The 12,645-nt window shown below is 46.3% G+C and carries 13 protein-coding genes; 1 reads left to right on the top strand and 12 read right to left on the bottom strand.

Annotated features, from left to right (window positions below; translation table 11 throughout):
* Nucleotide 1 precedes the first annotated feature (1 nt).
* The 5 genes from ACHBID_RS03080 to trpX all read right to left on the bottom strand — a co-directional run bounded on the left by ACHBID_RS03080 (nucleotide 2) and on the right by trpX (nucleotide 3,710).
* A complete protein-coding gene (locus ACHBID_RS03080; protein ID WP_394731524.1) occupies nucleotides 2-463 on the bottom strand; it encodes an ATPase in 462 nt (153 codons plus the stop codon).
* A 57-nt stretch (nucleotides 464-520) separates the two neighbouring features.
* Nucleotides 521-961: a hypothetical protein gene (locus tag ACHBID_RS03075; RefSeq protein WP_394731525.1), complete on the bottom strand. Its 441-nt coding sequence runs from the start codon at nucleotides 959-961 to the stop codon at nucleotides 521-523.
* A 99-nt stretch (nucleotides 962-1,060) separates the two neighbouring features.
* Nucleotides 1,061-1,819, bottom strand: coding sequence for an ABC transporter ATP-binding protein (locus tag ACHBID_RS03070; protein ID WP_105110934.1), 759 nt, complete (start codon nucleotides 1,817-1,819; stop codon nucleotides 1,061-1,063).
* A complete protein-coding gene (locus ACHBID_RS03065) occupies nucleotides 1,816-2,682 on the bottom strand; it encodes an ABC transporter permease (RefSeq protein WP_105110935.1) in 867 nt (288 codons plus the stop codon). Before ACHBID_RS03065 ends, ACHBID_RS03070 begins: the two co-directional genes overlap by 4 nt.
* Before the next feature lie 20 nt (nucleotides 2,683-2,702).
* Nucleotides 2,703-3,710, bottom strand: a complete 1,008-nt coding sequence (gene trpX, locus ACHBID_RS03060) for a tryptophan ABC transporter substrate-binding protein (protein ID WP_394731526.1) — start codon at nucleotides 3,708-3,710, stop codon at nucleotides 2,703-2,705.
* A gap of 642 nt (nucleotides 3,711-4,352) precedes the next feature.
* Here trpX and ACHBID_RS03055 point away from each other — a divergent pair.
* Nucleotides 4,353-6,011: an NFACT family protein gene (locus ACHBID_RS03055; RefSeq protein ID WP_394731527.1), complete on the top strand. Its 1,659-nt coding sequence runs from the start codon at nucleotides 4,353-4,355 to the stop codon at nucleotides 6,009-6,011.
* Between the two features lie 181 nt (nucleotides 6,012-6,192).
* Here the strand turns inward: ACHBID_RS03055 and ACHBID_RS03050 are convergent, their stop codons facing one another.
* From ACHBID_RS03050 to ACHBID_RS03020, 7 genes are read right to left on the bottom strand one after another with little or no spacing between them, the layout of a single operon-like run.
* Entirely contained in the window at nucleotides 6,193-7,845 is a 1,653-nt protein-coding gene (locus ACHBID_RS03050) for an ATP-binding protein (protein ID WP_105110938.1), read from the bottom strand.
* Entirely contained in the window at nucleotides 7,838-8,512 is a 675-nt protein-coding gene (locus tag ACHBID_RS03045) for a winged helix-turn-helix domain-containing protein (RefSeq protein WP_105110939.1), read from the bottom strand. Before ACHBID_RS03045 ends, ACHBID_RS03050 begins: the two co-directional genes overlap by 8 nt.
* Before the next feature lie 4 nt (nucleotides 8,513-8,516).
* Nucleotides 8,517-9,158 (bottom strand): phosphate signaling complex protein PhoU, encoded by a 642-nt coding sequence (gene phoU / locus ACHBID_RS03040; protein WP_105161101.1) that lies wholly within the window; start codon nucleotides 9,156-9,158, stop codon nucleotides 8,517-8,519.
* The gene (pstB, locus tag ACHBID_RS03035) at nucleotides 9,158-9,907 is read right to left on the bottom strand and encodes a phosphate ABC transporter ATP-binding protein PstB (RefSeq protein WP_105161100.1); all 750 of its coding nucleotides are present in this window, start codon (nucleotides 9,905-9,907) and stop codon (nucleotides 9,158-9,160) included. The genes phoU and pstB overlap by 1 nt, the downstream gene beginning before the upstream one ends.
* Nucleotides 9,900-10,751 (bottom strand): phosphate ABC transporter permease PstA, encoded by an 852-nt coding sequence (gene pstA / locus ACHBID_RS03030; RefSeq protein WP_105161099.1) that lies wholly within the window; start codon nucleotides 10,749-10,751, stop codon nucleotides 9,900-9,902. The genes pstB and pstA overlap by 8 nt, the downstream gene beginning before the upstream one ends.
* Before the next feature lies 1 nt (nucleotide 10,752).
* The gene (gene pstC / locus ACHBID_RS03025) at nucleotides 10,753-11,601 is read right to left on the bottom strand and encodes a phosphate ABC transporter permease subunit PstC (protein ID WP_105161098.1); all 849 of its coding nucleotides are present in this window, start codon (nucleotides 11,599-11,601) and stop codon (nucleotides 10,753-10,755) included.
* A gap of 9 nt (nucleotides 11,602-11,610) precedes the next feature.
* Nucleotides 11,611-12,492, bottom strand: coding sequence for an extracellular solute-binding protein (locus ACHBID_RS03020; protein ID WP_105110944.1), 882 nt, complete (start codon nucleotides 12,490-12,492; stop codon nucleotides 11,611-11,613).
* Between the last annotated feature and the right edge of the window lie 153 nt (nucleotides 12,493-12,645).

Here is a 12,645-nt window from a genome sequence, read left to right as displayed (position 1 = left end):
CCTAAATCTGTTCTTGAACAAAGTGCGACCACTTTTCTTGCAAGGGTTTCTGTTCTGGCACTTCAGCCCCCTCAAGCAAGGCTTGAATACATTCATGCTGGACCAGCCAACCGGTCATATCTTTTTCAGCCGTCGCAAATTCATTGCCAAAATCCTTAGGAATGATTTCCTCAAAGGCAATGTGACTCCCACCTTCTTGCTCTGTCAGAATAAAACCAACCCGAGCAGTATCCCAAGTATAGACAATCTCATTCGGTTCGCGATAGGCCAACAAGTCCATCTCCCCACGGAAATCCTCCATTTCAAAGACCAACTTTTGTCCTTCAATATGGAGTTCTGGAAACCATTTGGCAAAACCAGCGTCTGTAGCCAGTAAATCCCATGTTTCTGTCAAAGATGCAGAAACGGAGTATGCCACATTTAATTGATAGTGTGTAGAGGTTGTAGTAATTGAAATTTTCATATGTCTAGTATAGCAAAAAATCTCTAAAAAATGAAAAAACACCAGCAAAGCCAGTGTCTAACTGTTCCTTCCCCTCACTGAGACTAGGATACGTCTCGCAAGAGGATTGACAATAAAATAACTTAAGGGAAGTGATAGAATAATATTTCTCAAAAAGCGGAAACCATAAATCGGTAAATGAAAGGGAAGGTGACTCATATACATGCCAAATACTCCCATAATTAACCCCATTGCAACAGACCGAAAACTAATCATAGCAAAGGAAATATGCTTTTCAGAAGGTAATTTTGGTCCGATGAAATTGATCCATCTGATGGCTAAAGGATTGACAAATTGCGATGCTATAAAAGAGACAACCACTCCCAAAAAATAAGATGGCAACAAAATAGTTAATTGTAAGCGACCTGCCCACCATAAGTTATAAACGGTCATCACAAATCCCATCATCGCTGACATTAAAATCCCAAAAAATAAACGTTCCTTTCGATTTTGAGGCATAAACTACTCCTCCTATACAGCTTCGTTAGTTATAGTATAACATAAATCACTAATTATTGGTATTTATTGATAAGAAAAGCCTGAATCGCTCCAGACTTATTACTCAAAGAATTTATAGTAATCTTCCAATTGCATATCCGCTTTTTGCTGGCGATTGAGGTCTTGGATAATTTGACCATCCTTCATGACAATCAAGCGATTGCCAAAGTTAAGAGCATCCTCCATCTGGTGAGTGACCATAAGGGCAGTCAGCTCCTGGTCGGCAATCAGGCTATCCGTCAAATTCATGAGGGACTGGCTGGTCTTTGGATCAAGGGCCGCCGTGTGTTCATCCAAGAGCAACAGCTCTGGCTTGACGATAGAGGCCATTAAGAGGCTGAGAGCCTGACGCTGGCCACCCGATAAGGAACCAGCTGGAGTAGCGATATGCTTTTCTAGACCATTGCCAATTTTTGCTAGAGTCGCCTCAAACTCTTCCAAATGCTGGGGAAGTTGCCGAGGAGCCAACCCACGACCTTGGCCACGGTACTTGGCAATCAAAAGATTTTCCGCCACAGTCATCCGAGGTGCCGTTCCCATCTTGGGATCCTGAAAGACCCGGGACAGGTACTTGGCCCGCTTTTCCGCTGGCCACTTGGTCACATCCTCGCCCAAGATAGACACTGTTCCACTGGTCAAGGGCAGGGTACCTGCTATGACATTGAAGAGGGTGGACTTACCAGCACCATTGCCACCGAGAATAGTGATAAAATCCCCTTGGTAGATAGTCAGATTGACATCCTTTAGAATCACTCGCTCCTGGTCCAGGCCATTGTTGACCACCACACGCGCATTTTTTAGTTCAACGATTGCATTCATTTGGTCAAGCTGGCTCCTTTCAGGATGTTATTTTTGATTTCAGGGACCATGAGGCAGACTGCCAAGATGAGGGCCGAAAAAATGCGGAGGTAGCTGGTATTGATTCCCAGGGAAATCACACCCAAAATCAAGAACTGGTAGAAAATCGCTCCCACCACAATGGTGATAAAACGCTCCGCCATTGTCACATTATCAAACAAAACCTCACCGATGATGAGACTGGCCATGCCGACCACGATGACACCGATACCGCGCGAAACGTCCGCGTAACCCTCCTGCTGGGCGATGAGGGCACCAGCAAGGGCGATGACTCCATTGGAGAGGATCAGACCCATAAGCTCCATACGGCTGGTATGAATGCCAAAACTGCGCGCCATGTCGGGATTGTCACCCGTAGCGATAAAGGCCTGACCCAGGCGGGTATTTAGGAAGAATAGCAGAGCAGAGATGACAGCCACAACTGCCATTAGGCCTAGTATCAATCCATTTGTCTCCCTATCAAAAGGCAGGAGGTCCTGCAAACTCTTGATATTGAGCAAGCCCAGATTGGCTCGCCCCATGATGAAGAGCATAATGGAATGGCAGGAAGACATAACCAGAATCCCCGACAAGAGGGTTGGAATTTTCCCCTTGGTATACAGGAGACCGGTCACAAGCCCTGCCAAACAGCCTGCCAAAACAGCAGCTAAGGTCGCAAGAATCGGGTGGACACCCTGAGTAAGCAAGGTCACAACCACTGCTCCGCCCAAGGGAAAGGAACCCTCTGTCGTCATATCTGGAAAGTTCAAAATACGGAAGGTCATGAAGATACCAAGACCAAGAATGGCCCAAAGCAGGGCCTGGGAAATGGTGGAAAGGATCATAATTCTCTCTAAAATTTCGTTTATTTAATCACGCGGCTTGCTTTTTCAACAATCTCCGCTGGAAGGGTAAGGCCAAGTTCATCAGCTACTTTTTGGTTGACGACAACGGTACCTTGGTTAAAGACTTCAACTGGTGTGTCAGCTGTTTTAGCACCGTCAAGAACCTTGGCAGCCATTTTACCAGTAGCAACACCTAGGTCAAATTGGCTGAGGGTTACAGATGCGATACCGCCACCTTCGACCATATCCTCTACAGAAGTATAGATTGGTTTTTTAGACTTGTTGGCTGCAGAAACGACTGTTGAGAAAGCCGATGCAATGGTATTGTCAACTGGTGTGAAGAAGGCGTCTACCTTGGTTGAGGCAACTTCTACTGTTGAGGCAATTTCGTTTGAAGAAGGAACTGCATACTCGATAACTTCATAGCCTGCTGCCTCAGCTGCCGCCTTAAATTCAGCAACTTGGGCCTTTGAGTTGTCCTCGTTTGATGAGAAGAGAGCACCGATTGTTTTTGCCTCTGGGGTGATTTGTTTAATCAAGTCAATAGTATCTGCTACTGGTGTTTGGTCAGAAACACCAGTGATATTGCCACCAGGATTTTTCAAATCAGCAACCAAGTTGGCACCGACCGGATCTGTTACAGCTCCCATGATGATTGGCAGATCGCTAGTCGCATTAGCCAAGCCTTGGGCTGCTGGTGTCGCAATACCAATCAGCAATTCGTTGCCATTATCGACCAATTTTTTACTCATGGTTTGCACTTGAGATTGGTCGCCTTCAGCATTCATAAAATCAATTTCTAGGTTGACATCCTTATCGTAGCCGCCTTCTTTGAGACCAGCTTCGATTCCTTTGTAAATTTCGTCCAAGGAAGCGTGACTCACATATTGGAGAACTCCGATTTTAACGGTTTGAGATTCCGTCCCAGTCTCTGTTGTGGTCTCTTGTTTATTCTGATTTGAAATCACTACAGCCACAATAATCGCAAAAAATGCAATCAACACACCCATCAATTTTTTATTTTTCATCATAAACCTCTTTCTTATTAAAACAATTGTATCTATTTCGTCAATTCAAGATCTGTAAGCTACGCCATCGTTTCATCATAATGTAATCTCCTTTGTATAGAAAAAGCCCACGCATACTAAAATCGTATGCGAGGGCGTCAATGACGCGGTGCCACCTCACTTATGGGAATTGTCTAGAATCCTCCCATATCTCATCTCCTCTAACAAGGAGTTGCACTGTAAGGTGTGCGGACCGAACTATCATTGTTTTAAGTTCATTTGCATGACTGTTTTGACTGAGTACTTTGTTAGCTCTCCTTGCTATACCGCCAGTATAAGCTGCGTCGACCTGCCTCGTACTCAGCCAAAACAGTCTACGCAAAGTATGTTATGCCAAACAATCATTTGTGCACCTAAGTCTGAAGACAGACAATTCTGCACATCAGCCCATTTCATAAAACTCCGCCACCTGTTCCCAGCACCACAGGCTCCCTGAAGACTTCTGCTTTACTACTTCTTCTGATTACATACGATTATAGATGGTCTTGGAGGATTTGTCAAGGATTTTGAACAAATTTTCTGAAAATTCCTTAACATGTTGTCAGCCCCCAAAATATGCTATACTAGAAAAAGCTAGATTCTAGGAAGAGAAAGAGGTCTACCATGTCTTTTGACGGATTTTTTTTACATCACATGACGGCTGAGTTAAGGGCTAACTTAGAAGGTGGGCGGATTCAGAAAATCAACCAGCCCTTTGAACAGGAGATTGTCCTCAACATCCGCAGCAACCGTCAGAGCCATAAGCTGCTCCTGTCTGCCCATTCGGTTTTCGGACGAGTTCAGCTGACCCAGTCGGACTTTACCAATCCAAAAGTGCCTAATACCTTTACCATGATTCTGCGAAAATACTTGCAGGGTGCCATTATCGAGGAGATTCGTCAGTTGGACAATGACCGCATTTTAGAATTTTCGGTGTCCAACAAGGACGAGATTGGCGACCATATCCAAGCTACCTTGATGGTGGAAATCATGGGCAAGCACAGCAATATCATCTTGGTGGATAAGTCTGAGCAGCGAATTATCGAGGCTATCAAGCACGTTGGTTTCTCGCAAAACTCCTACCGAACCATCTTGCCAGGTTCCACCTACATTCGTCCACCAGAGACGCATTCTCTCAATCCTTATACGGTGTCTGATGAGAAATTATTTGAAATCCTATCGACTCAAGAACTGAGTCCAAAAAATCTCCAACAGGTCTTTCAAGGTTTGGGGCGGGATACGGCTTCTGAACTGGCCAAACATTTGCAGACAGACCGCCTGAAGAACTTCCATGCCTTTTTTGACCAAGCTACACAGCCTACCCTAACGGACAAGTCCTATGCTGCTCTGCCATTTGCCAATAGCCCTGAAAACCAGCCACACTTTGAGAGCCTGAGCAGTCTGCTGGACTTCTACTATCAGGACAAGGCGGAGCGGGATCGGGTGGCCCAGCAGGCCAATGAGCTGATCAAGCGGGTGGCCAGTGAGTTGGAGAAGAATCGCAAAAAGTTGGTCAAACAGGAGCAGGAATTGGCGGATACGGAAGGTGCGGAGTTGGTGCGGCAAAAGGGAGAGCTCTTGACCACCTATCTGCATCAGGTGCCCAATGACCAACCGAGTGTACGGTTGGACAACTACTATACGGGCGAGGAGCTAGAAATTGAGTTGGACGTGGCTCTTACTCCTAGCCAGAATGCCCAACGTTACTTCAAGAAATACCAGAAACTCAAGGAGGCGGTCAAGCACTTGACCAGCTTGATTGAGGAGACCAAGGCGACCATTGTCTATCTGGAGTCCGTTGATACCATGCTAGGACAGGCGAGTCTGGCAGAAATCGATGAAATCCGTGAGGAATTGATTGAAACAGGCTACCTCAAACGCCGTCATCGTGAGAAAATCCATAAACGCCAGAAACCTGAGCGATACTTGGCGACGGACGGGAAGACCATTATTCTGGTCGGAAAAAATAACCTGCAAAATGATGAATTGACCTTCAAAATGGCCAAGAAAGGCGAACTTTGGTTCCATGCCAAAGACATTCCTGGCAGCCATGTGGTCATCACAGACAACTTGGACCCAAGCGACGAGGTCAAGACAGACGCAGCTGAGTTGGCCGCCTACTTCTCCAAGGCCAGACATTCCAATCTGGTTCAAGTCGATATGATTGAAGCCAAGAAACTCCATAAGCCGACAGGTGGCAAGCCAGGTTTTGTGACCTACCGTGGTCAGAAGACCCTCCGTGTCACCCCAACAGAAGAGAAAATAAAAAGCATGAAAATCTGATGATTTTCATGCTTTTTAAAACCTGTGTTCACAAGCAAAGTATATTTAGAAAAGAGATAGTTTTTTACAAATCAAGGCTGTTTTTTGATGTAATACTGACTGTATTTCGAGAAAAACGAACGCTGAGTGGCAGAAAACTAGCCTTAGCTAAAGATGTTGAGCTGTGAATACAGTTTTTATTTTATTTCGGAAACTTCACCTTCATCACAGTTCCCTGACCTAACTGGCTTTGGACGTGGATGGTAGCGCCGTGGACTTGAAGGGCGTGTTTGACAATGGAGAGACCGAGACCAGTACCGCCCACTTGTTTGGAACGGCTCTTGTCGGCCCGATAAAAGCGCTCAAACATGCGTTCCTGGTCTATCGGTGAGATGCCCAGACCAGTATCTTCTACAACCAGGCTAATAGCCTCATCTGTCTGACTGAGGCTAACATGGACCTGTCCATGCTCGGTATTGTATTTAATGGCATTGTCACACAGATTAAAAATAATAGACTGGAGTAGGACAGGATTTCCATGATAGGAAATCTGGGGACCCGTAAAGCTCAAAGCGACATTTTTCTGCACCGCCTTGTCTTCCAGACCAGCCAAAACCTGCTGGACCAGGTCAGTCAATTGCACATCCTCTTTTCGGATATGTCTACCTTCATCCAACTGGGCCAATTGGAGAATATCCTCTACCAGTTGAATCATGCGCTGGGATTCCTGGTGAATCTTCTCGGCAAAGACGACAACATCATCTGGCGAGGCAATGCGCGACTGCAGGATTTCAGAATAGCCAGATAGAATGTGGAGCGGTGTCCGCAATTCGTGGGAAACCGTCGCTGTAAACTCCCTCCGCAATTTTTCCAGATAATACTGCTCGGTCACATCGAAAAAGAGAAGAACGGCCCCTGATTGCTGCTGCTCCGACCAAATCGGACGTCCGATGACCTTGTATTGGTGGTCCTGCAATTCGACAATTGTATCTGTTTTCTGACCATCCAGTAACTCCGTCAGCAAGTCCTTCAAGGCCGATTGGCGCTGAAAAATAGCAATGGGTCTGGAGAGGGCTGACTCTTCCAATTCTAAAAGATTACGAGCCGCCTCATTGTAGATGACTAACCGGCCCTGGTTATCAACGATGACTAACCCCTCCTTCATCTTGGAAATGATAGTATCAAATTCATCCTGTTTCTGCCGCAGGAGACTCTCTTTTTCAGCCAATTGAGACTGGTGAAAATCCAGTCGCTTGAGCAGGGGATGCAATTCCTTATAAACATCATTTTTCAAGGGTCGCTCTAAGTCAATGGTTTCCAAGGGCCGGAGTAATTTTTGAGCCGTGTATTTGGCAAGGACGTAGGAAGTCAGAAGCGACACAAACCCCAAGACGGCAAACCAGGGAAACATCTGCTGCATCAAATCAAAGACCGTACTGTGGGAAACTGCAAGACGGACGATACTGCCGTCTTGCAAGAGCCGTGCCGAGTAAATGAGGGTTTCAGACAGGGTACTAGAATACCTGACCCTCTGGCCGATTCCATTTTTTTTAGCCTGAATGACTTCTTCGCGCTGGCTGTGATTGTCCATTTGTGAGGCATCATTTTCGGAGTCATAGATGACACTGCCGTCAGGAGCTATCCAGGTAAAACGGTATTCACCAGGAGCAATGTGCTGCAGATAGTCTATGCCTTCATTTTCAACCGCCTCTGCCACCAACTGGGTTTCTTGAACTAAATGATCGACCAATTGACCGTTAAAATAATTATAAAGGTAGACCTGGACAGTGAGGATAGTCAGTAAAAAGACCCCCATAGCTGTCATAAATACTGCTTGAAAAATCCGTTTAGTCATGGTCTTGCTCCAAGAGATAGCCTACTCCACGTACTGTTTTGACCAGGTGACCGGCTTGGCCCAATTTTTGGCGCAGGGTTCCCACATGGACATCGACCGTCCGCGTCTCGCCCATAAAATCTTGTCCCCAGACCTTGTCCAAGAGTTCCTGACGGGTAAAGACTTTTTGAGGCGACCGCATGAAGAGGTGCAGTAATTCAAATTCTTTCAAGGTCAATTCAACCTTGCTGTCTTGGACATAGACCTTGTGACTGGCTAGATTGATACGAATCGTGGCAAAGGCAAGCTCTTGCTCCTCCTGCTTTTGAGTCCTGCGCAAAACAGCCTTAATACGGGAAATCATTTCCATCATACCAAAGGGCTTGACCAGGTAATCATCAGCCCCCATGTCCAAACTCTGAACCTTGTCAATCTCAGTCCCCTTGGCCGTTGCCATAATGACGGGTATAGCCAGCCACCTGGTCTGCCTACGCAGATCCTGGAGGACTGAAATTCCGTCCTGGCCTGGCATCATAACATCCAAGACCACTAAATCAGGACTTGCTTCCTCCAATCCTTCCCAAAAACTAGCAGCCTCTGGAAAACCCTTAGCCTCAAAACCAGCAGTCTTGAGGCTATAGATCATCAATTCACGAATGGCATCATCATCTTCTACACAGTAGATCATTTTCTTACCCTTCTAATTGACCCGTGATAGAAAATTGTACCCACTTGGCAATATTGACGGCGTGATCACCGATGCGCTCCAGGTACTTGGCAATCATCAAGAGGTCAATGGCCTGGTCACCATTTGCAGAGTGGCTCCCGATATATGTGGCCAGTTTTTCTTTTATTGTACCAAAATATTGGTCAACTGTATCGTCTTTTGCAACGACTTGGCTGGCCAAATCGTGACTTTCTTTGATAAAGGCATCCAGGGCACCCACCACCATCTGACTGACCTGCTCTGCCATTTTCTTAACCAAAGGAATCTCTTCCACCAGGTCAATGGGATTGTTGCGAATCAGGTCCGCCACTTCAGAGGATTGGGCGCCGATGCGCTTCATGTCATAGACCATTTTAAGGGCGGATGAAATGGTGCGCAGGTCCCGAGCAACTGGTTGCTGGCGCAGGAGCAATTTGAGGCAACGGGCTTCGATATCCCGCTCTAGCTCCTCAATCTGCTGGTAGGTCTGCTGGATTTTTTCGTAGTTCAACTGCTCTGGCCCATTGAGACCGTCGGCAGAGCCTGCGATAATCTCCTCACAGAGACCACCCATGTAGACCATGTCCTTTTGCAATTCTTCTAATTGGCTTTCAAAACGTGAACGCATTAACCAAACCTCCCTGTGATATAGTCTTCCGTACGTGGATCTTTTGGCATACTAAAGAGACTGCTTGTCTTGTCAAATTCAACGACCTCACCCAAGAGGAAAAAGGCAGTCTGGTCAGACACCCGCAAGGCCTGTTGCATATTATGGGTGACCATGACAATAGTATAGTCCTTCTTCAATTCCAGCACCAATTCTTCTATCTTGGCGGTTGAAATCGGGTCGAGAGCTGACGTCGGCTCGTCCATCAAGAGAACTTCCGGCTCGATAGCCAGGGCACGGGCAATACAGAGACGCTGCTGCTGACCGCCCGACAAGCCCAGAGCAGACTTATTGAGGCGGTCCTTGACCTCATCCCAGATAGCTGCCTGACGAAGAGAACGCTCGACAATCTTATCCAGTTCCAGCTTATTACGAATGCCGTGGGTACGAGGTCCGTAGGCCACATTATCATAAATGCTCATTGGAAAAGGGTTTGGTTTTTGAAAAACCATTCCAACCTTCTTACGGAGAACTGTCGTCTTCATCTCCGCATAAATATCTTCTTGGTCCAGCAGAACTTTGCCCGTTAAACGGCAGTTCTTGACCAAATCATTCATACGGTTCAGACTTTTTAAGAGGGTTGATTTCCCGCAACCAGAAGGCCCGATAAAGGCTGTAATCTGATTGCCTAGAATTTCTAAATTGATATTCTTCAAAGCCTGAAAATCCCCGTAGAAGAGATCCAGACCTTGGATACTTAGTTTACTCATTTCTATTTCTTCCTAATTTTACTGCAATCCATTCAGACAAGAGGTTCATGACAATGACCAGAATCAAGAGAATGACAGCTGTTGCGTAGGTCTGATTGACATAAATGCCTTCACCCGAAATCAAATACATGTGGACAGCCAGGGTCCTACCTGAGCTGGTGAGATTGGTCGCCACTTCTGCTACTGTCCCTGCTGTGAAGATCAAGGCTGCTGACTCACCGATAACCCGGCCCAGGGCCAATACGACACCTGAAAAAATTCCCGGTAAGGCAGAGGGCAAAACCACCTGAAATATGGTCCGCAATTTACCAGCACCAAGGGCAAAACTTCCTTCCCGATAGCCATCTTCAACGGACAAGAGAGCCTCCTCGGTTGTCCGCATAATCAAGGGCAGAATCATGATACTAAGGGTCATAGCCCCTGCAATGATTGACAGGCCCAAGCCAAGGAATTTGACAAAGAAGAGGGCGCCAAACAAACCATAGATGATAGACGGAATCCCTGATAGTGTCTCCGTTGCCAAGCGAACAATGGTCACTAGGGGATTGTCCGGCTGGGCATACTCTGTTAGGTAGATAGAGGCTCCAATCCCGACTGGCAAGGCAATCAAGAGGGCCAGAAGAGCCATCAAAACAGTGTTGAGAAGGGCTGGTAGCATGGACACGTTGGTTGAATTGTAGGTCCATGAAAAGAGCTCCAGATTGAGATAGGGCAAGCCCTTGATCAAAATATAGAGAACGATAAAGCTGGTTGCAAGGCCTGCCAGACCAGCCGCTAGAAATACCAACCACCTCAAGATAAGAGAGGTCCGGTCAGTCGAAGCTTGGTGTTTTACTAATGACATCCTAGGCCTCCTTCTTATTCATGCTATAGAAGAGCAAGTTAATGAGTAATATAAAGACAAAGAGCACAACTGCAGTTCCAATCAGGGCCTCACGGTGGAGATCCGTTGAATAACCCATTTCCATAACAATGTTGGTCGTCAGCGTCCGTACTCCCGAAGTCAAGGAACTTGGTATCAGGGCCTGGTTACCAGCCACCATGATAACTGCCATGGTTTCTCCCATTGCACGACCAAGACCCAGAATAACACTGGCCATAATCCCCCGCCTTGCTGCTGGCAGGATAATAAAGAAGATAGACCGTTCATGGGAGGCTCCCAGGGCCAAGCCACCCTGATAATAGGTTTCTGGAACCGCACGTAGGGCTGCCTCAGAGACACTGATAATAGTCGGCAAAATCATGATTCCCAACAAAATGGATGCTGTCAAAACCCCCATCCCGTGACCACCGACATTGCTACGGATAAAAGGCACCAAGACCACTAAACCAAAGAAACCATAAACAACTGAGGGAATTCCTGCCATGAGGCTGACCGCACGCTTGAAAATTGGATACCATTTTTCTGGACAGAAGAAGGCCAGAAAGACAGCTGTCAGAATACCAATTGGTACACCGAGCACCAGGGCACCAAAGGTCACATAGACGGAGCCCACAATCATCGGCAAGACACCGAAAAGTTGATTAGACGGTCGCCAATCTAAGCCAAACAGGAAATTTCCCCAACCGATTTCTTGGATGGCTGGCAAACCAGCTGAAAATAGAAAGATACAAATAAATACTACGGATAAAACGGAAATGCAGGCAGCCAGAAAAAAGACTGCTTGCATGCCGGTTTCTCGGAACTGACGCATAAACTCCCCTTATTTAGAAATGTAGGTTGACCACTCGGCTTCTTTACCAGTGTAAATATCCTGCACTTCTTGTACTGTCAAACCTGACAATGGATTTTCCTTATTGACAATTACTGCAATACCATCGATGGCAATTGGTGTAGCTGATACACCAGCTGAACTTTCTGAATCCTTCAATTCACGCGATGCCATACCAATATCAGCAGAGCCCTCAATGGCGCTTGTCACACCTGTTGAGGAGTCACTTTGCTGGATTTCCACAGTTACGTCTGGATTGACTGCTTGATAAGCTTCTTTTAATTTTTCCATAACTGGGTTAACAGAGCTTGAACCTGCTACCACGACCTTACCTGATTTTGTCTTAGCCTGGTACGCTGCTTTGGCATCGACTGGGATATAGCCGGATTTTTCAACTACTGCTTGACCATCAGAACTCATAATAAAGCTGATGAAGTCTTGAGCAGCTTCGCTAATAGAATCCTTTGTAACGATATTAAATGGACGGGCAATCTTGTATTCACCAGATTTGATAGTATCAATACTTGGAGCGACACCATCGATTTCCAATGGTTTGCTGTTGCCGTCAAGCGCACCAAGTGAGGCATAGCCGATAGCCGCGGTATCTCCGGTTACTGTCTGTAACATAACCGCTGTAGAGTTGGTTACAATAGCTTGGTTAGTTGTATTGTCCACCTTTTCGCCATTGGCATCCTTAGACTCAATTCCCACCAACTCAATAAAGGCACCACGGGTTCCTGACCCTTCCTCACGGGAAACCACTGTAATAGGCTGGTCTGCTGTGTCCTTAGCAGCCTGACCACAGGCAGTCAGAAGGCCGACACTGGCCAAACCAAGAACAGCAAATTTTGTAAGACGATTCGTTAAAGACATAATCAATTCTCCTTTTTGTTATGACTCTATCTTACACCGTCAATATCAAATCTATTAGAGGGCTTTTGTAAAGTTTGTAACCGCCCAATAACAAGGTATCTATCTACTCACTCCCTCCTCCAGTATACTGTTAGAAAAACAAAACTGGAGGAT

The sequence above is a fragment of the Streptococcus sp. A25 genome (genome assembly GCF_043674095.1).
In the GTDB taxonomy this organism is placed as follows: Bacteria; Bacillota; Bacilli; order Lactobacillales; family Streptococcaceae; genus Streptococcus; species Streptococcus suis_V.
This window is presented reverse-complemented; position numbering and strand designations above follow the sequence as displayed.